18 protein-coding genes are annotated in these 18,828 nt (G+C 61.4%); 8 read left to right on the forward strand and 10 right to left on the reverse strand.

What is annotated here, in order from left to right:
• Positions 1-160 precede the first annotated feature (160 nt).
• Entirely contained in the window at positions 161-2,674 is a 2,514-nt protein-coding gene (locus tag HS101_13700) for a hypothetical protein (protein ID MBE7507319.1), read from the forward strand.
• A gap of 21 nt (positions 2,675-2,695) precedes the next feature.
• On the opposite strand, the gene HS101_13705 is transcribed toward HS101_13700, so the two are convergent.
• The 4 genes from HS101_13705 to HS101_13720 form a co-directional block, all read right to left on the reverse strand.
• Positions 2,696-3,034, reverse strand: coding sequence for an STAS domain-containing protein (locus tag HS101_13705; GenBank protein ID MBE7507320.1), 339 nt, complete (start codon positions 3,032-3,034; stop codon positions 2,696-2,698).
• Positions 3,035-3,076: 42 nt separating this feature from the next.
• The gene (locus HS101_13710) at positions 3,077-3,268 is read right to left on the reverse strand and encodes a hypothetical protein (GenBank protein MBE7507321.1); all 192 of its coding nucleotides are present in this window, start codon (positions 3,266-3,268) and stop codon (positions 3,077-3,079) included.
• A gap of 222 nt (positions 3,269-3,490) precedes the next feature.
• Positions 3,491-5,026 (reverse strand): flotillin family protein, encoded by a 1,536-nt coding sequence (locus tag HS101_13715; protein MBE7507322.1) that lies wholly within the window; start codon positions 5,024-5,026, stop codon positions 3,491-3,493.
• A gap of 31 nt (positions 5,027-5,057) precedes the next feature.
• Positions 5,058-5,699, reverse strand: a complete 642-nt coding sequence (locus HS101_13720) for an NfeD family protein (GenBank protein ID MBE7507323.1) — start codon at positions 5,697-5,699, stop codon at positions 5,058-5,060.
• A gap of 134 nt (positions 5,700-5,833) precedes the next feature.
• On the opposite strand from HS101_13720, the gene HS101_13725 reads away from it, so the two are divergent.
• The 7 genes from HS101_13725 to HS101_13755 all read left to right on the forward strand — a co-directional run bounded on the left by HS101_13725 (position 5,834) and on the right by HS101_13755 (position 11,834).
• A complete protein-coding gene (locus HS101_13725) occupies positions 5,834-6,019 on the forward strand; it encodes a hypothetical protein (GenBank protein ID MBE7507324.1) in 186 nt (61 codons plus the stop codon).
• Positions 6,020-6,414: 395 nt separating this feature from the next.
• A complete protein-coding gene (locus tag HS101_13730; protein MBE7507325.1) occupies positions 6,415-6,756 on the forward strand; it encodes an integration host factor subunit beta in 342 nt (113 codons plus the stop codon).
• Between the two features lie 211 nt (positions 6,757-6,967).
• A complete protein-coding gene (locus HS101_13735; GenBank protein ID MBE7507326.1) occupies positions 6,968-7,186 on the forward strand; it encodes a FeoA domain-containing protein in 219 nt (72 codons plus the stop codon).
• Between the two features lie 7 nt (positions 7,187-7,193).
• Complete coding sequence (feoB, locus tag HS101_13740; protein ID MBE7507327.1) at positions 7,194-9,401, forward strand: ferrous iron transport protein B; 2,208 nt, start codon at positions 7,194-7,196, stop codon at positions 9,399-9,401.
• 75 nt (positions 9,402-9,476) lie between these two features.
• Positions 9,477-10,790 carry a GTPase gene (locus HS101_13745; protein MBE7507328.1) on the forward strand — a complete coding sequence of 438 codons (1,314 nt, stop codon included), beginning with the start codon at positions 9,477-9,479 and terminating at the stop codon, positions 10,788-10,790.
• A 124-nt stretch (positions 10,791-10,914) separates the two neighbouring features.
• A complete protein-coding gene (locus tag HS101_13750; GenBank protein MBE7507329.1) occupies positions 10,915-11,199 on the forward strand; it encodes a hypothetical protein in 285 nt (94 codons plus the stop codon).
• Positions 11,196-11,834, forward strand: coding sequence for an STAS domain-containing protein (locus tag HS101_13755; protein MBE7507330.1), 639 nt, complete (start codon positions 11,196-11,198; stop codon positions 11,832-11,834). Before HS101_13750 ends, HS101_13755 begins: the two co-directional genes overlap by 4 nt.
• Here the strand turns inward: HS101_13755 and mnmG are convergent.
• The 6 genes from mnmG to HS101_13785 all read right to left on the reverse strand — a co-directional run bounded on the left by mnmG (position 11,825) and on the right by HS101_13785 (position 18,799).
• Entirely contained in the window at positions 11,825-13,756 is a 1,932-nt protein-coding gene (gene mnmG, locus HS101_13760; GenBank protein ID MBE7507331.1) for a tRNA uridine-5-carboxymethylaminomethyl(34) synthesis enzyme MnmG, read from the reverse strand. The two genes, HS101_13755 and mnmG, sit on opposite strands and share 10 nt — an antisense overlap.
• 38 nt (positions 13,757-13,794) lie before the next feature.
• Positions 13,795-14,409 carry a nucleotidyltransferase family protein gene (locus HS101_13765; GenBank protein ID MBE7507332.1) on the reverse strand — a complete coding sequence of 205 codons (615 nt, stop codon included), beginning with the start codon at positions 14,407-14,409 and terminating at the stop codon, positions 13,795-13,797.
• A gap of 5 nt (positions 14,410-14,414) precedes the next feature.
• Positions 14,415-15,395, reverse strand: a complete 981-nt coding sequence (locus HS101_13770) for an XdhC family protein (protein MBE7507333.1) — start codon at positions 15,393-15,395, stop codon at positions 14,415-14,417.
• Between the two features lie 42 nt (positions 15,396-15,437).
• Entirely contained in the window at positions 15,438-15,770 is a 333-nt protein-coding gene (locus HS101_13775; GenBank protein MBE7507334.1) for a DUF5615 family PIN-like protein, read from the reverse strand.
• Positions 15,767-15,991, reverse strand: a complete 225-nt coding sequence (locus HS101_13780) for a DUF433 domain-containing protein (GenBank protein MBE7507335.1) — start codon at positions 15,989-15,991, stop codon at positions 15,767-15,769. Before HS101_13780 ends, HS101_13775 begins: the two co-directional genes overlap by 4 nt.
• Positions 15,992-16,078: 87 nt before the next feature.
• Complete coding sequence (locus HS101_13785; protein MBE7507336.1) at positions 16,079-18,799, reverse strand: molybdopterin-dependent oxidoreductase; 2,721 nt, start codon at positions 18,797-18,799, stop codon at positions 16,079-16,081.
• Positions 18,800-18,828 lie beyond the last annotated feature (29 nt).

The raw sequence follows: 18,828 nt of genomic DNA on the forward strand, positions 1-18,828 counted from the left end.
GTTTGAATGACAGGGTCCAGGGGGTTAAAATGGTCGATAGCTGAGATGAAGCGACCTTGAGACGCCTGACACCGGGCGGTCTGACCACTCCTGAACTCAACCCCTTTGGTGCCGTTTGAAGATACTGACCATTATTCTGACTGCTCTCGCCGCCTTTTCGATGAATTGTACGCCGGCGAAAGCTGGTACGCCGATTGTTCGCGACATTCGCGAAGAGGTCTTTTACCACATCATGCCGATCGCTTATCGCGATTCGAACAATGACGCCCAGCGGTTCGGGGATTTCGGGGGATTGACCGCTTCGCTCGATTACCTTGAGGGGCTCGGCATTACGGCGGTGTGGTTGAACCCGATCTTTCCATCGCCGGCGTATCACGGGTATCAGCACGGCGCGGCGGATCAGATTAATCCGTGGTTTGGGGATGAGGCGGGGTTCCTGGCGTTTGTGGATGCGGCGCATGCGCGGGGCATCAAGGTGTTCCTCGATTTCGTGGTTTACGGGATCAGCCATCAGACGGCGTGGTATCAGAACGCATCGGGTAACCCTGCGAGCCCTTATGACAACTGGCTGGCGTTTACGAATGGGTCGAACACCAGTTACCTCGGCTCGACTTACAACACGTGGAACGGCAGCAGCGTCGGCTTCATTCACTGGAACCTGAACGACGCGAATCCGTTTGACATGGTCACCGAGTGGGCGAAGCACTGGCTGGACCCGAACAACGACGGCGATCCGTCGGACGGGATTGACGGATATCGGCTCGATCATGTTTGGCAGCGATACGGCAGCGGCCCCAATGGGTGGGGCTACAACATGGATGACTTCTGGTTTCCGTGGAAGCAGGCGCTGCGCGAGGTGAACCCGCATGTGTTCACGTTTGCCGAGCAGGCGGACTGGGGCATTACGGGGGTTGAAATGCTGCTTGGCTTCGACGCGGGGATGACGAAGCCATTTGAATTCGCGGCGCGCGATGCGCTTTCGAACGAGACGGCCACGCCGCTGTATGACCGGATGACACTGACGACGGCGAACGTGCCGCCGGGACGAGCGGCGATGGCGATCATCGGCGATCACGACGTGGACCGGCTGGCTTCGACGTTCGGCGGGAGCCTGGCGAAGGCGAAGCTGGCGGCTGCCATCCTGATGACACAGCCGTACACGCCGATGATTTATTACGGCGACGAATTGGCGATGCTGGGGGTGAAGGGGAACTTCGGGAGCGACGCCAACGACATTCCCATGCGCGAGCCGTTCAAGTGGAACGCAGTGGCGGGCCCGCCGATGTCGAACTACTGGATTCTCAATGCCGGGGCGTACAACGGTCGCTACTCGCAGAACAACGACGGCCGCAGCGTCGAGGAGCAGGAGGGGGTTCCGGGATCGGTGCTGGAGACTTATCGCACGCTGATCGCGACGCGGAAGGCGAGCGCGGCGCTGAAGTACGGGACTTACATACCTGTGACGTCGAACACGACGCGGTCGTGGGTGTTTCTGCGGCATGCGGTGGGGGAGCAGACGCTCTTGGTTGTGACGCGGATTCGGAATTCGTCATTCAACACGACGCTCAATCTGTCCAATCTGCAGATTCCCGGGGGGAGCACGACGGTTCAGGATGTTGTGACCGGCGACGTGTTTACCAATCTGACGGACGCGAACAAGGCGGCGTACACGATCAACATGCCGGCGTATGGTTATAATATTCTGGCGATCAACGCGACGCCGATCGGGCCTGCGCCGGCCGAGTTGGACGGGCTGTTCATTCCGCAGAAGCTGGGGCCGGTGAGCATGGTAGCGACGCAGACGACGCCGACGGGGCTTGGGGATAATGCGTGCGAGCTGGATCAGATGTTTGTGCGTCTGCAGGCGAACGGACTACGCGTGAGTTTGACGGGGAATCTGTCGGCGAACGGGACGGCGATGGCGCTATTGATTGACAGCATTCCGGGCGGACAGAATGTGCTGAACACCAGTACGCTTTCGCCGCCGCCGGCGGGGCTGCAATTGCTCACGGGTTTGCAGCTCGATCCGGGGTTTGCGCCGGACCAGCTTTTCTTCATCAATTCGCCGTCGGGCACGATGTATGTGGATCAAGTTGCGCTTCCGACGGGTGCGCCGGGTGTGAAGACCTATCGCGGGCAGGGGGTGGTGGCGAACGGATCGGCGCTACTGAGCGGCGGGGTGAATCCCAACGGTCTGCAGGTCGGCATGCACAACGGCAATGCGGCGGGCGTGACCGAGCTCGACGCGGCCGGGGCGGAGACGGCGACGAGCGGCTTCGACATGCTGATTCCTTATGCCGACCTCGGCATCGCGGGGACGGCGGGGACGACGCTGCGACTGGCGGCTTTTGTGGTTGAGGGCGGGGGATATGTGAGCAACCAATGGCTGCCGTCCGTGCCGACGTGGCCGTCGGATCTGGGCATCGCGCCGGACATGACGTCGCAGGCGGGTGATCAGTATGTTGAGGTGATCATTCCACTGCGCGGGGACGCGAATTGCAGCAGCGGGATCGGGTTTGATGATGTGGCCGCTTTCTCGCTCGCGCTACTGGACCTTGGGGAGTATGGATCGCAGTATCCGGGGTGCCCGGCAACGAGCGCGGATGTCAACGCGGACGGGTATGTAGATGCCCGAGACATCGATGCGTTTGTCGGATTGCTGCTGGGGAATTGAGGCGGCGCGAAAGGGCGCTTGTCAGTCGCTGAGGGCGTCGTCGATCGAGGCGGCGATGTCGAGGATCTGATCGAGGCGACTGCCGGTGATGATTTCCGCCACGCCTGGGCGGAGGCCGACAAGCCAGAGCTGGCAATCCCACTTTGAGACATCCTGATGGAGTTTGAGCAGGGCGCCGATGCCGGCGCTGGTGATGACGGTCACTCCGGAGAAATCGAGGACGAGGCGCTGGGGCTTGTCGGAGATGGCGCGGGCGAGATGGGCGCTGAAGTCTGACGCCTCGGCGAAGGTGATCTGACCGGAGACGGTGACCACGGTCGCGCTCGAACTGGCGAGAGTGCTGCAGGCAAAGTCTGACACGCGCGATTACCTCTCGGGCCAAAGTGGTGAGCCGTTGATTTGCTATTTGTCTTCCGTTGCGTCGACGGTCGATTCTTCCGGGTCGCCGACGATCTTGCTCTTGACCTCGCCGCCGAGGCCGAGGCGTAGTTCGAGGTGCTTGCCGGTGGCGGAGCAGGTCATGTGAATCGTGGTCTCGGGCATGTCCAGCACGTGAGACTCTTTGCAGGCGGGGCAGTCAAATCGAACTTGCATCAAACTTCTCCGGTGGCGGCCCAAGTGGCTTGGGCTGTTTTCTAAGGGCGTGGAGGATAGTCGAAAGCAAGCACTGCTCGCAAATGTGCCGAGCCCGCCTCGTCCACCGGACTGAAGCGTGGACCGGTTGTCCCGGTCCACGCTCAACCACGGCTGCGCGCGGAGAGCCTCCCTCCGGCGATTGTGGGCCGCATTCAGTATGGGATTGAGAAAGCGTTGTGACTATGCCCGCTTGCCATCCTGCGGCTTGATTGCCGTGTCCGAACCACCTGAGGCGGACGTCCGACTGTCGCCTCCGGCAGGAGACACGTCGCCGCGTTTGAGGCCGGGCAGGCCGCGGATGATTTCCGCTAGGTCGGCTCCGGTGAGGGCCTCGATGATGGGCGGCAACTGCGAGATGATGTCGGTGACATCCTTGGTCAGTTTGCTCGCACCGGCCCCGTGCCCGTCGCCGCCGGTGGAGACAATGGTGATCTTGTCCGTTTTTGAAAGCGGTCCGGCGATGGCCTGCGCCAACTCAGGGAGCGCCTTGACGACCATCTCCATGACGGCTGCCTGGTTGTAGCCCTGCCATGCTTCGGCTTTTTTCTCCATGGCCAGGGCCTCGGCTTCACCTTTTGCGCGGATGATCTCGGCTTCGGCTGTACCGCGAGCCCTGGTGGCGGCGGCCTGACCTTCGCCGATGGCTCTTTCCTGGGCGGCGCGGCCCTCGGCTTCAGCCTGCAGTCGTGCTTTTTCGGCGAGGGCCATTGCCTCGATGCGGAATCGCTCGGCTTCGGCTGAGGCTCGGACTGTGGCCAGTAGCTCCTGTTGCTTGCGAAGAACTTCCTTCTCTTCGAGTTCGACACGCTTCTCGCGTTCGATGATCTGGACTTTCATCTCTTCGACCTTGACCGACTGGGCCGTTTTGTTCTTTTGAAGATCATAGGCGAGGTCGCTTTCGGCCTTTCTCAGGTTGACAGACGCCTGATAGTCCGCCCGCTTCATTTCATAATCGCGCTGGGCCTCGGCAATCTTGGCGTTGGCAACGAATTCGGCCTCTCGGGCGAGTTGATTTGCCTGCGCCGCCTTGATGTCGGCGTCACGCTTGGCTTCGGCTTCGGCGATGATGGCGTCGCGCTTGACCTGCGCGGTGCGCGGCTTGCCGAGTGCGTCGAGGTAGCCTTCGGCGTCCTGGATGTCTCGCAACGTAAAGCTGTCGATGGCGAGGCCCATGTTGGCCAAGTCGCCGGTTGCCACTTCCTGGACCTTTGACGCGAATGCGTCTCGATCCTTGTAGATTTGCTCAACGGTCAGGGTGCCGACGATGGCGCGGAGGTGGCCTTCCAGGGTCTGCCGCGCAACATCCATGATTTGATTCGTCGGCATCGACAGGAATCTCTCGGACGCCGTCTTGATGCTCACTTCGTCGCCGTGAATCTTGACCTGGGCCGTCGCCTCGACGTTGATTGATACGCCTGTTGCCGTGTAAATCTTTTCCGTGGTGACATCGATCGTCATCAACTCGAGTGAGATGATTTCGCCGCGTTCGACGATCGGCCAGACGATGGAGCCGCCGCCCTTGCACACTCGAGGACCGCTGGCGCCCCTTCGACCGAAGATGATGATCGCCTGATTGGGACCGACTTTTTTGTATCGCCACGAGTAAAAGAATATGACGGCGAAGAAAAGCAGTCCGATGATCATGCCGACTGCGAGCCAACCGCTGACGGTGGGGGCAGCCTGTGCGAGTAGCGAAATCGTTGCAGACGCATTCATTATATAGTCTCCCTACGGTCTCCGACCCGTTCTACGAACGTGACTGATCACTGCACGGCGCAACCGTGCAGACGTTCTTATCGCTGCGCGTGATGACGACGCGATCGCCAGTGCGAAACTCATGCTGGGTCGCACTTCTGGCAGCGCGTGTATAGCGCATGCCGCGGACAATATAGGCGATGGTGCCGAGGCCTTTAGCGCTGATGGCGCTGAGCACCTCCGCTTCGAGTCCAATTTCGTCACCGGGCCTGGGCTCATTACCGCCGTCGGCGCCGGCGTAAATAATGCCGACCGCCTTTCGCAGGACGAGGCTGACAGCGATACCTGCGCCGATGGCGGGACCGAGAGAAGCGCTTCCCCAATGGGATTGCCACTCGGTGAGCATGAGACCGACCAGGGCAAAGCAGACGAGGAAGAATGCGAGCATCATCGGGCTGAGTATGCCGGGTGCGCTTCTTGCGCCGCTGTCATGATGCGACGAATCATGTCCTACATCGTGACCGCTGTCCGCGGCGGCATCGACATCGCCGTCGGCATCGCCGCCCAGTCCGCCCATGAGCAGACTGCCGATCAGAACTGTTCCTCCAAGCCCGAGTGCCGCCCAATAGGTGTGAACGACCGAGACCGCCAGGAGATGAATTCCGTCCAAAAGCTCAATCGGTGCCGCGGACACGTGCCCTACCCGCCTTTCCACCCCCTGACAATTATGGCGCAACGCCTTGACATGGCCATTATAAACGGGCTCGCAGATTACACCGCATGCCGCCATTGGAAGCGCGACAGGCGGGCATGTGAAGGAGGTAATAGATGAATCCGCGCGCCGGCGAATCGTTGCTGCCAACCAGATGGCACTTTCTTTCTGTCCTGATGTTTGAGGGTACCGAGGCCGCCGCGATCACGAGGCGCGTCCGCCACAAGGAAGCAGGTGCTGCGATTGATGAGTTTGAATTGTTCCCTCGAATGATCTCATTCACGAAAAGCCCATATGGCTAGGAACAAGCCGGCATGGCGAAGGGGAGTGGAGATCGGCATCGTATAGTGACGAAATGCTGTTTCAGAAGTACGTTCGCGAGTCGTATGTATGCTCTAACATATTGGCAATACATAGGTTACGAATTTTCCGTCTATTGTTTTCTCGTTTTCTAGGGGCTCTGCGGGGATTTGGGGCAGGAAAAGGAATCGCCTCCGGCAGAGTATTCACAAAACCCTTGCGGAGCGGGAACTAGTTGCTGTAGTATAAGTTATGGTGTTTTCGGCCGTCGCGGCCGGGAACGTCGATTCGCCTTCGGGCCGGTCAGACGGGCTTGAGAGTTCTACGGAGATTGGCCGCCCCCATGGGCTCTTTTAGTTTTCGCAAAGCATTGGCCTCGTTGAAGTAGGGACAAAAAATGACCACTGTCACCAAGAAGGACTTGATCGACAGGATCGCCGATCGTACGGGCAACAAGCGTGTCGTGGTCAAGCGGATTATCCAGAGCTTTCTCGACGATATCGTCGAGGAGCTGGGCAAGGGAAACCGGCTGGAATTTCGAGACTTTGGCGTGTTTGAGAGCCGGGTCCGCGCTGCGCGGGTCGCTCAGAATCCCAAGACGCTGGAGCGCGTTGAAGTGCCGGAAAAGCGAACGGTGAAGTTCAAAGTCGGGCGGATCATGAAGATGAAGCTCGGGCTGGAATCGGAATCTCCCCGCAGCACCGGTCGCTCGGTCGGTCCGCAGCCCAAGCTTGGTTGATGGTCCCGTCAACCGGGGTGAAACCGGCCGGTTTCACCCCTGCGATCCCACTAAGATTGCAGCGGCAAAATTTGATTGACGGGGGTCCCATTCTGAAGTACGCTTAATTGAGAATGAGTCTCAGTTGCGCGGCCCCGGCTGGGTCGGTTACCGCGCCGGAAAGGTTTGTTTTGTGGTAGCAGTAGTCGAGACAGATCAGTTGTGTCGTTCGCTGGCGAGCTTGAAACCAGGTGACCGGGGGCGAATCACCGCGCTTTTGGGTGAGCCGTCAGTTCGGCATCGACTTCTTGAGCTTGGGCTTACCCGGGGAACGATCGTCGAAATGATCCGCGTGGCGCCGCTGGGTGATCCCATCGAACTCCAGCTTCGCGGTTATCGATTAAGTGTCCGCAAGGCCGAGGCAGGGGTCGTCCTGCTCGAATCAGCCTGATGCCCGCGTGAAAGACGCCGCCCACACGTCACTTCGCATCGCCGTTGTCGGCAATCCCAATTCCGGCAAGACCACGATATTCAATGTCCTGACTGGTTTGCGCATGAAGGTCGCGAACTATCCCGGCGTCACGGTTGAACGGCGCGAGGGAAAGTTAATCGGGACGGACTCGACGCTCATTGATCTTCCCGGGGTTTACAGCCTTTCCGCGAGATCACCGGATGAGGAGATTGCGCGCGACGTTCTTCAGGGGCGGATCACCGGCATTCCCGCGCCGGACGCCGTCCTGATTGTGGTCGATGCGAGCAATCTCGAACGGCAGCTTTACCTCGCCACGCAGATCATTGAATTCGGCCGGCCGGTGGTGATTGCGCTCAACATGATTGATGAGGCGGAGAAGCGCGCGATTCAAGTTGACGCAGGCAACCTATCGAGATTGCTCGGCGTTCAGGTTGTCCCGACGGTCGCCACGACGCGACGCGGAATCGACGCGCTGCAGCACGCCCTTGCTTCGGTGTCGTCATCGGCCGTGCAGACTGAGCGCAGGTTTGCCCTTCCCGCGGGCTTCGAGGAGGCCATCGCACAAATCGCCGAGGGCCTGCGGGACAGTGGGGTTATTCCCGAAGTTACTGTTCGTGCCGGCGCGCTGTTGTGGTTGATGGATTATCTCTCGGGTGATGTGCCCAGTCGCCGTTCGGCTGAGCGGTTTCTCTCGCGACTTGCGCCGGAGCATTCTGAAATGTTGCGGCGTGAGGCAGATAAACTGGGAAAGGTTTTGCCCGAGGCGGCGAGCGTCGCCATTGAGGCTCGTTACGAGTGGATCTCCGAAAACCTCCTCAAAATCCAATCAGTGGAAACAGTCGGGTCTCCGACGGCGCGACCGGGGGGTCGCAGCGATCGAATTGATCGAATCGTCACGCACCGCGTGCTTGGCCCGGCGATCTTTGCAGCGGTGATGCTCCTGCTTTTTATGGGGATCTTCGCCGGGGCGGAGCCGTTGATGGGGCTCATTGAGTCCGGACAATTGGCCCTGGGACAGGCGATTTCCGCCCAACTTCCCGAGGGGGTACTTCGATCGTTGCTGGCGGACGGAGTGATTGCGGGGGTGGGGGCCGTCCTCAGCTTTTTCCCGCAGATATGCTTTTTGTTTCTGTTCCTCGGGGCGCTGGAGGATAGCGGCTACATGGCCCGGGCGGCGTTCATCATGGACCGGGTCATGGCGAAGGTGGGGTTGCACGGGAAAAGTTTTATTCCATTGCTATCGAGTTATGCGTGCGCGATTCCGGGGATTCTCGCGACGCGGACGATTGAAGATCGGCGCGATCGCTTTACGACGATCATGGTCGCCCCGTTCATGAGCTGCTCGGCGCGGCTGCCTGTGTATCTCATCGTGGTCGCGGCCGTCTTCGCGGATCGCACGATGCTCAAGGCGGTGGTGATGTTTTCGATGTACGCCTTGGGGACGATCACGGCGCTGGTGCTGGCGATGCTCTTCAAACGCACGCTGTTCGCAGGGCCTCGGCCGCCGTTCATCATGGAGATGCCGCCGTATCGGCTTCCGAGGCTCTCGGCGCTATTACGCAGCACGTGGGATCGTAGCAAGCTCTTTCTGACGAACGCGGGGACGGTCATTGTCGCCGTGTGCGTTGTGGTGTGGGCGTTGTCCTATTTTCCGCGCACCGATCCCTCGGAGTTTTCCGAGAAGGCTCAAGCGAGGCTTGCGACGCTGGCTTCTGATTCCGCCGGGGGGGATGTCGAGGCGCGGGCGGCGGATCGCGAGCAACTCATTGCTTCTGAGCGGCTTCGGCACAGCTACATCGGCCGGCTGGGCAAGTTCATCGAGCCTGCCATCAAGCCGCTCGGGTTCGACTGGCGCATCGGCATCGGCATCATGACCTCGTTTCTTGCGCGAGAGGTGTTCGTCGGGACGATGGGGATCACTTTCGCGGTGGGGCAGGCGGACGAGAATTCGGTGGCCCTGCGCGATCAACTCGCCGCGGCGACATGGCCGGACGGGACGCTTGTGCTGACGCCGGTGACGGGGATCAGCCTCATGGTCTTCTATGTGCTGGCCTGTCAGTGCGTGAGCACCCTGGCGGTGGTGAAAAAAGAGACGGGCTCGTGGAAGTGGCCGGCTCTGATGTTCGCCTATATGTCGGTGCTGGCGTACGCGGGATCGCTGGCGGTCAATCAGATCGGCCGCATGATTGAGTGACCGGGCGGACCCGTACCGGGCACGCGAATTGCGGGTCAACCTCTGGGACTAGAATTGTCCAAGAGAGGTGACGCCATGAAGGTACTGATCCTCGGGGCGGCAGGCCGCGATTTCCATAATTTCAATTGCTGCTATCGGAATAATCCGCAGTATGAGGTGGCCGCCTTCACGGCAACGCAGATTCCCAATATCGAGGGCCGCAGCTATCCGAGCGAACTGGCCGGTGAGTTGTACCCGAAGGGGATTCCGATCTTTCCCGAAGCGGAGCTGGACTCATTGATTCGCAGCCACGACATCGACCTGGCTGTTTTTTCCTATTCCGACGTGCCGCATACCTATGTCATGCACATGGCATCGCGCGTCAACGCGGCGGGCGCGAGCTTCGGCCTGATCGGTACGAAAAAGACGATGTTGCAGTCGAAAAAGCCGGTCGTCGCCCTGTGCGCCGTCCGGACGGGGTGCGGCAAGAGCCAGACCACGCGGTTCGTCGCAGAGATCCTTCGTTCGATGGACAAGCGCATCGCGGTGGTGCGGCATCCGATGCCCTACGGCGATTTAAGGAAGCAGATTTGCCAGCGCTTCGGCGAGCTTGCCGATATGGATCGATTTGACTGCACGATCGAGGAGCGCGAGGAGTACGAACTGCATATCGGCGCCGGCAATCTGCTCTTTGCAGGCGTGGACTATCACAAGATACTCGCCGCGGCGGAATCAGAAGCGGACGTCATTCTCTGGGACGGCGGCAACAATGATACGCCGTTCTTTAAGCCGGACTTACTTGTGACGGTTGCGGACCCGCACCGACCGGGACACGAGGCTGCGTATTACCCGGGCGAGACGAACTTCAGAATGGCGGATGTGATTCTGATCAACAAGGTGAACACGGCGTCGCAGGATGGCATCGCAACGATCGAGGCGAACGCCGGGCTGATGAATCCCAAAGCTCGAATCATGTACGGCGATTCGACCATCATCTGTAAGGACTCTGGGCGCATTCGTGGAAAGCGCGTCCTCGTTATTGAAGACGGGCCCACGCTTACGCATGGCGAAATGCGATATGGGGTAGGTTACATTGCGGCGCAGCAATTCGGAGCGGCAGAAATTGTCGATCCCCGCCCATACGCCGCAGGCTCGATTAAGCAGGTGTTCAAGAAGTTCTCCCATCTGACCGACGTCCTGCCCGCCATGGGTTATGGTCCGTCGCAAATCGCCGATCTTGAAGCGACCGTCAACGCGACGCCCTGCGATCTGGTCCTTGTGGGCACTCCGATAGATCTGACCCGGATCATCCAGATCAATAAGCCCACGTTACGGATCGGATATGAACTCGCCGGCGAGGCCGCCGGGGCGCTTGAGTCAACGATTCGGAGCCACAGCAAACTGTCCTGAGCCCCAGGGCCTCACTGGTCCTCACCCATGGCTGACAGGCGGTCCTCAAGGCATGATCCGCCGAACTCTTTCCTTGTGGTTCACATGAAGGATGCGTTATCCTCACGGGATCGGAGGGTGGTTGATGGCGGAAAAGGTCTCACTACGGCGGAGCGTCCGGCGGTTTTTCGATGGCTATCTGACCGCGCTGGGCGCGAAAACACCATTTGCCCGACTTATCCAGCAAGCCGTGGCCGACGCATCTGTCCGTCGGAAGCTCGTCGATTCGCCGCAGACCACGCTTGCCGAGGCGGGGGTCATCATGCCTGACGGACTTGACGTGCAAATCGTCGAAAACAGCGATCGGGTGATTCATCTTGTGCTGCCGCCGCTGGTTTCGGCTCAGGCGCAGAAGGGAGGCCACGCATGAAGGCCAATCCGCTGCAGCGCGTGATCGAGCGATCCTGCACCGACGCTACCTTCCGGGCGGCGCTGATCGCGCGGCCGCGCGAGACACTGGTCGAGGCGGGGATCGAAGTTCCGCCGGATGTGGAGATACGCGTTCACGAGAACAGCGAAGAGCGGATGTTCATCGTGCTGCCGACGGCCGGGGAATCGACGCTGGGCGGGACGCGGGCGAAGCTCCCGGTGGGGGCGGTGGCGAACCTGCCGGCGGGTATTTCGATGGAATGGCGCGAGACGCTTAATCTCCCGCGGCGGACACTGGTGGTTCGCGGTCAGATCAATTCGACCACGTCGCCGGCGTTTCGGCGTGAGCTTGAGAACGCGTTCTTCGACGTCGATCTGGATATGTCGGGTGTCGAGCACATGGGGTCGGCGGGGCTCGGTGCGCTGGTCGCGGCGCAGCAGACGCTTCGCGGTCGGGATTGTGCCATGTTCCTGCGGCTGGTTCCCGAGAACATCACGCACCTGCTGGAGATGTCGGGGCTGCTCAATCTGTTCGATATTCAGGGGGTGGAGGAGTATCGGCAGCTCTTTCCCAAGGGGGCGAAGACGCTCTTCGGGGGAGTCAGTCCGACGAAACCGATTACCGATCAGAGCTGAGCGCGCGATCGCCGCTGTCGCTCCAGGTAGAGCATGACCACTGCGATGTCGGCCGGGGTGATGCCGCTGATGCGCTGGGCCTGGCCGATGGAGCGAGGGTTGATTGTGGTCAGGCGCTCGCGGGCCTCGAAGCGCAGTTCGCGCAGGCTGGAGAAGTCGAAGCCCTCGGGGATGCGGAAGGCTTCGGCCTTGCGGTGCTTTTCCACTTCTCGTAGTTGTCGCCGGACGTAGCCGTCATACTTCGTCTCAATCTTCACGGATTCAATGGCCTGATCGACCAGTGATTCTCCGGCGGCGCGAAGGTCGTCGGTCATGGCCGCCTTGCTGCGGGCGACGAGCGTGGCCATCGCGTCGCTTTCATTTCCACCCCAATCGAGATCGGTGCGGCCGAACCACTCGGACATGCTCTTGCCGTCGATGCGATGGGTGCGACACCAATGGTTCATCGCCGCGATGGTGGCCTGCTTGGTTTCGAAGCGGAGCCAGCGGGCTTCGTCGACCAGACCGATCTCGCGGCCGAGCCGGGTCAATCGGGCGTCGGCGTTGTCGCTACGCAGGAGCAGGCGGTACTCGGCGCGGCTGGTGAACATGCGATAGGGCTCGATGGTCCCCTTGGTGACGAGGTCGTCGATCATGACCGCGATGTAGGCCTGGTCGCGGCCGAGCACGATGGGCTCGCGCTCCTGGAGGGAGAGGGCGGCGTTGATGCCGGCCATGAGTCCCTGACCGGCGGCCTCTTCGTAACCGCTGGTGCCGTTGATCTGTCCGGCGAGGTACAGGCCGGCGACGGGCTTGGTCTCCAGGGTCGGCCTGATCTGGTGGGGGGGTACATAGTCGTACTCGACGGCGTAGCCCCACTGGAGAATCTTGGCGCGCTCGAGCCCGGGAATGCTGTGGACCATCGGCTCCTGCACGTCGGGGGGGAGGCTGGTGCTGATGCCGTTGCAGTAGATGCGCTCGCTGTCGTAGCCCTCGGGCTCCAGGAATATCTGGTGTTCGCTTTTGTCGGCGAAGCGGACGACCTTGTCTTCGATGCTGGGGCAGTAGCGCGGGCCGGTGGAGGTGATCTGCCCGCTGTACATGGGGGCGCGATCGAGGTTTGCCTTGATGAGGTCGTGGGCAGTGGGACCGGTCCAGGTGATCCAGCAATTGACCTGGCGTGCGTCGATGCGGTCATTCATGTAGGAGAAGGGCGCGGGCACGCTGTCGCCGGGTTGGACCTCGAGTCGATCGTAGTCAATTGAGTCCTTGTGGAGGCGCGGGGGCGTGCCGGTCTTTAGGCGTCCGAGCTCGAAGCCTAAAGACGTAAGGACTCCACTGAGGCCGGTTGCGGCGCCTTCGCCGATTCGACCGCCGTCCGTCTTTCGTTCGCCGCAGTGCATGAGGGCTCGCAGGAAGGTGCCGGTTGTCACGATGACCCGGCGACAGATAAAGCGACGTCCGTCGGCGAGGCGAATGCCGGTGATGCGATGCGAAGTGCGCACTCCGTTTGCGATCTGGTCATGCGATTGCGCGGCAGTCATCGATGCGACGTCAATTGACTCGACGAGACCGTCGGCGATGGTGAGGTTGGGACACTCGGCGAGCAGGTCCTGCACGGCGGATTCGTAGAGGTGCCGATCGCACTGAGCGCGCGGTGCCCAGACGGCGGGGCCCTTGCGACGATTGAGCATTCGAAACTGGATGCCGGCGCGATCGGTGGCGAGGCCCATTAAGCCGCCGAGGGCGTCGATCTCGCGGACCATCTGGCCCTTGCCGATGCCGCCGATGGCGGGATTGCAGCTCATGCGGCCGATGGCACGGCAATTCATCGTGAGCATGAGGGTGGCTGCGCCCATGCGCGAAGCGGCCCATGCCGCCTCCGCGCCGGCGTGTCCACCGCCGATCACGATGATGTCATAATCGCTTGACATAAGCGTCATCATAGCCGGGCCGGGGCCGGGCCGCACCGCGAGGGCGATCAGGAGTCCTGCAGGCGTTCGTAGTCTTCGGGTGTGTTGACGTCGAGCGGCATCGGGGCCGTGGTGATGGGCAGCTCGCGCACGGCGTCGGCGTGCAGTCGGGCGAGCTCGCTGAGCTTGCGGGTGGCGGGCCAGCCTTCGATTTTCTTGAGCACGTCGATTGAAAAGACGGTGGGGTGTCCTCGACGGCCGCGATAGGTGGCGATGAGGATGCCGGGCGGACTTTTGCGCGGGAGTCGCCAGGCCTCGGCGCAGGTGGTGATGAGCCCGCCGGAGACCTGGGGCTGATCGGCGAGGAGTACCATGACGCCGTCATCATCAGCGGCTTCGAATTCCTCGAGGATGGTCTGCACGCCGATCTGGACGGACTCGAGCATCTCGCTCTTGGGGTTGTTGTTTCGGGCGATGACGAATCGCTCGGGCAGGTCATCGCCGAGGAACTCGTGGACCTCGTGATTGGCCACGACGCAGAGACCGTCGACGCTGGAATCGAGGACGGCGTCGAGGACGGCCTCGATGATGGTCCCGTCGCGATAGGGGAGGAGCTGCTTGGGGCGGCCCATGCGGCGCGATTGTCCGGCGGCGAGAACGAGAGCAAAAACGCGGCGCGACATGGAGGCTATTGTACCTGAGTCGGCGAGGTGCGCGCAGCGGGGGGACCATCGACCGGAAAGGGGCCATCGACGCGGGTGGGCTTGTCCTTGCGGCGCACCTCGACGAGCTGGGCGATGATGCTGACGGCGATTTCCGGGACGGTGACGGCGCCGATGGACAGGCCGATGGGGGCATGGACGCGATCGAGTCTGGCCCGGTCGACGCCGAGGGCGACGAGGTCGTCGAAGATGAGCTTTACTTTTCGCTTGCTGCCGATCATGCCGATGTAGCGGGCCGGGCTGTCGATGACGGCTTGCAGGGCCTGCTCGTCGTGATTGTGGCCGCGGGTGACGACGATGACGTAGGTGTTTTCGTTGATGGGCTGGGCGGAAAGGGTTTGGGCGATATCTCCGACGACGGCGCTGATGGGCGGGGGCAGGCGCGACGGACCGCACAGGTCGGCGCGGTCGTCGATGACTGTGACGTCGAAGTCGAGCGGGACGGCGAGGCGTGCGACTTCGCAGCCGACGTGGCCGGCGCCGGCGATGATCAGGCGGGCGGGGGCTTCGATGTGGAGGCGGTATTCTTCCAGCTTGTCGGCCTCACCGACGCGCAGGGGGACATCGACGCTCAGCCCTTTTTCGAGGAGGTGGACGGCCTCGGCGAAAGGAGCGGCTTGCTCTTCGCTGCGAATGGGCGTCACGGCGACACGCATGGTTCCGCCGCAGATGAGACCATCGTCCCAGCCGTAGTCGTGGTCGAGCTTGAAGGTGAGCAGGGAAGACTCGTCTCGCTGGAGCAATTCAAGGGCGCGCTTGCGGACTTCGGCCTCTACGCATCCGCCGCCGAGGGTGCCTTCAGTGGTCATGTTCTCGTGTAGGAGCATCGCCGCGCCGGCGGCCTGGGGGGTTGAGCCGTAGGAACCGACAACAGTGCAGAGAGCGACGCGCCGGCGCTGTTCGACCTGGCGAGCGAGCGAGCGGAAGATGGAGACGAAGGGGTTCATGGGCGGGCTCACGATGAAAACGGTTTGCTTCGAGTCCCCAAATCAATAGAGAACAAGGACAGACGCCTGCTTATCGTGGTCAAACTCCTGAATCACGCGCTGATGCGATCGCATGATCTCCACGATCATGTCGGTTGAGCAGTTACCTCGCCTTATCCAAATAACTTTGGGCGGGAATCCCTCCATCACACTCCGTTCGTGGAAATCCGAGTCTTTGCTCACGATGGTGAATCCATTTGTTCGAGCGTATTGCCAAACCTCCGAGTCTGCCGCAGCGGCCAGCCCTACGTTTCTAACATGAGCCGAACCGGGAAAAGGCAGCTCGAGTTCTTTGACAAGTCGATCGGAGAGGTTCCGATCGAATAAGAGTTTCACTTAGCAACTGCCTGAAGATGACGCTCACGATCAGCCGCGAAGCTCAGACAGGCGGTAATGTCGGATGGCTTGAGGTCAGGGAAGTCACGCAGGATGTCCTCGTGGCTCATCCCGGAGGAAAGATAATCGAGAATGTCATAGACGGTGATGCGCAGCCCTCGAATGCAAGGCTTGCCGCCGCGTTTTCCAGGTTCCAGCGTGATGATCTGTCGATAGTCCATAAACGATTCTCGAATTGCAGCGATCCAAGCTAATTATACATCGATCAAACTTTGCCGACCAGGAAATACGGCGATGCAGATTCCTGGTTACTTACTCCTTGGCCCGAGAATTGCCCGGGCGGCGGGGCTGTCTTTCATCGGGAGTCGGGTGCGGCGAATCTTGTCAAACGAATACAGCGCGCCGGCGACGGCGGGGGCCGTCGGCACGAGACCGATCTCACCGACACCGCGGGCGCCGAACGGCGTTTCGGGGTCGGGCTCTTCGACGAGGATGATTTCCAACTCCGGCATGTGATGGGCGCGAAGGACGCCGCAGCTTTTGACGTCTTCGTAGGAAGGTCGTCCATTTTCGCAGGGGAAGTCCTCGGTGAGGGCGTATCCGAGGCCCATGTGCAGGCTGCCTTCGATCTGACCTTCCACCAATGTCGGGTTCATGGCACGGCCGACGTCGTGGGCCGCGATTACCTTCTTCAGGCGACCTTCGTCGTCGAGGATGACGACCTGGGTGGCAAAGCCGTAGGTCAAATGTGTTTTGGGATCGGGCACGTTGGCGCCGAATTTGTCGGTCTTGTAGCAGGTCCACTCGCCTTCGTAGACCCTTCCGATGAGATCGGAGAGCCCGCTACCGGCGTCGAGGTCGGATTTAAGCTTTCGTGCGGCGAGCTGGACGCCGTAGCAACCGAGGACGGTGCCTCTGCTGCCGGTCGTCTGGCCGCAGTCGATGGCGTGCGTGGTATCTGCCTGGGCATCGAAGAACTCGGCGGGCAGCCCGGTCTCGGTGACGGCCGTCTGAATGAGGACGGTGAAGAGGCCCTGGCCCATTTCGGTGAAGCCGGTGCGGATGGTGATGCGCCCGGACTTCTCGACGGTGAGGGTTGCGCGGCCGTGCTCGGGCAGGCCATTGCCGATGCCGACGTTTTTGATACCGCAGGCGATGCCGGCGAACTTTGCTCCGCGATAGGCGTCTCGCACCGCTTCAAGCGTTTTGCGCAGGCCGAAGGGTTTGGTGAGACGCTGGCCGGTGCAGAACTGTTCGCCGAGTTCGAGGATGTTGCGGCTGCGGATTTCCCAGCCGTCGATGCCGACCTTTTCGGCGAGGATGTCGAGGCAGCCTTCGACGGCGAAGGCGGACTGATTGGCGCCGAAGCCGCGCATCGCGCCGCAGGGCGGATTATTGGTGTAAACCGCCAGGGCCTCGATATCGATATTGGGGATGCGATAGGGGCCGGCGGCGTGACCGGCGGCGCGTTCGAGGACTTTTGCGCCGACGGAGGCGTAGGCGCCTTTGTCGCCGATGATCCGGGCGCGCAGGGCGGTGATGCGCCCGTCTTTATCGCAGCCGACTTTGAGCTGCGACTTGACCGGATGGCGCTTCGGATGGAGGCGCAGGCTCTCGGGGCGGGTGAGGGTTGTTTTGATCGGTCGGCCGGTGAGGTGGGCCAGCAGCGCGGTCTGGGCCTGAATCGACATGTCCTCTTTGCCGCCGAAAGCGCCGCCGTTGGAGACGAGCTCGACGTGCAGGCGCTCGATGGGCCAGCCGAGAACTTTGGCGACCTGTCGCCGATCATCGAAGATTCCCTGACCCTGGGAGAGGAAGTGCAGTCCCAGTTTTTCGCGCGGCCCACGGGTGGACAGCTTCATCGTCTCAGTCCACGAGCGGGCGGGCGCTTTGCCGTCGGCGTCGAGATCGACGGGCATCGCGATGCAGGCCTCGGGCTCGAGGTACATATGCTCGATGCGCTGCGTTTCCCATGTGCCCTCTGCGATGTGGGCGCTGGCGGCGAAGGCGGCATCTATGTCGCCACGAACTAACGCAGATTTTGAGAGAAGGTTTCCGGCGGGGTGAATTTTGGGGGCATCGGGCTTCAGTCCATCTTCGGGGGTGGAGACCGGCGTGCGCACCTCGTACTCCACTTCAATCAATTCGGCGGCGCGTCGGGCTGTCTTTTCGTCTATTGCGGCGACGGCGGCAAGGATGTCTCCCACGCAGCGCGTTTCTTCGCCTTCGGCGATGAAGATCGGCCAGTCGGAGACGATGAGGCCGACGAAGCGATCTCCGGGGACGTCTTTTGCCGTTGCGATGGATAGAACGCCCTCAAGTGCGAGGGCCGCCGAGGTGTCGATGCGCTTGACGAGGGCTCGCGGGTGATCGCTGAAGCGCATGGCGCCGAAGGCCATGCCCGGGACGGCGATGTCGTCGATGTATTGGTGTTCTCCGAGGACGCAATCGGTGCCGTTGTATCGAGACAGCCGCGAGCCGACGCCGCCGTAGGCCGCAGCCGGTTGACCGTTGTTGGGCTCGGCGCGTTCGCAGGGCATGGGATCGCCGCGCCGGACTTTTCCGAGCAGTTCAACGGCGTCGATGATCTTGGTGTAGCCGGTGCAGCGACAGAGGTGGGCTCGAAAGTCGCCGGCGATCTCTTCGCGCGAGGGGCAGGGGGTTTTTTCGAGAAGGGCGTGGCCGCGCATGGCGAAGCCGGGGATGCAGAATCCGCATTGGACGCCGCCGGAATGCACGAAGCAATCGGCTATTTGCGCTCGTGTTTCGGGGGGCAGCCCTTCGAGAGTCGTCACCGATTTTTGGGCGACCATTGAGGCCTTCATGGTGCACGATAGGCGCGGCTTGCCGTCGATGAGAATCGTGCAACAGCCGCATTGACCCAAAGGCTGGCAGCCGTCCTTCGGCGAAGTGATGCCCAGTCGATCGCGGAGCAGGTCGAGCAGCGAAAGGTCGGTAATATCCTCGACGGTGACGGACCGCCCGTTTAATTCAAAGCTGATCGTGTCGGATTTGGGGGCGACAGCCATGACGCTGGATCCTCTGGGGTCGAAAGGGC

It is taken from the genome of Planctomycetia bacterium (assembly GCA_015075745.1).
Classification (GTDB): Bacteria; Planctomycetota; Phycisphaerae; order UBA1845; family UTPLA1; genus UTPLA1.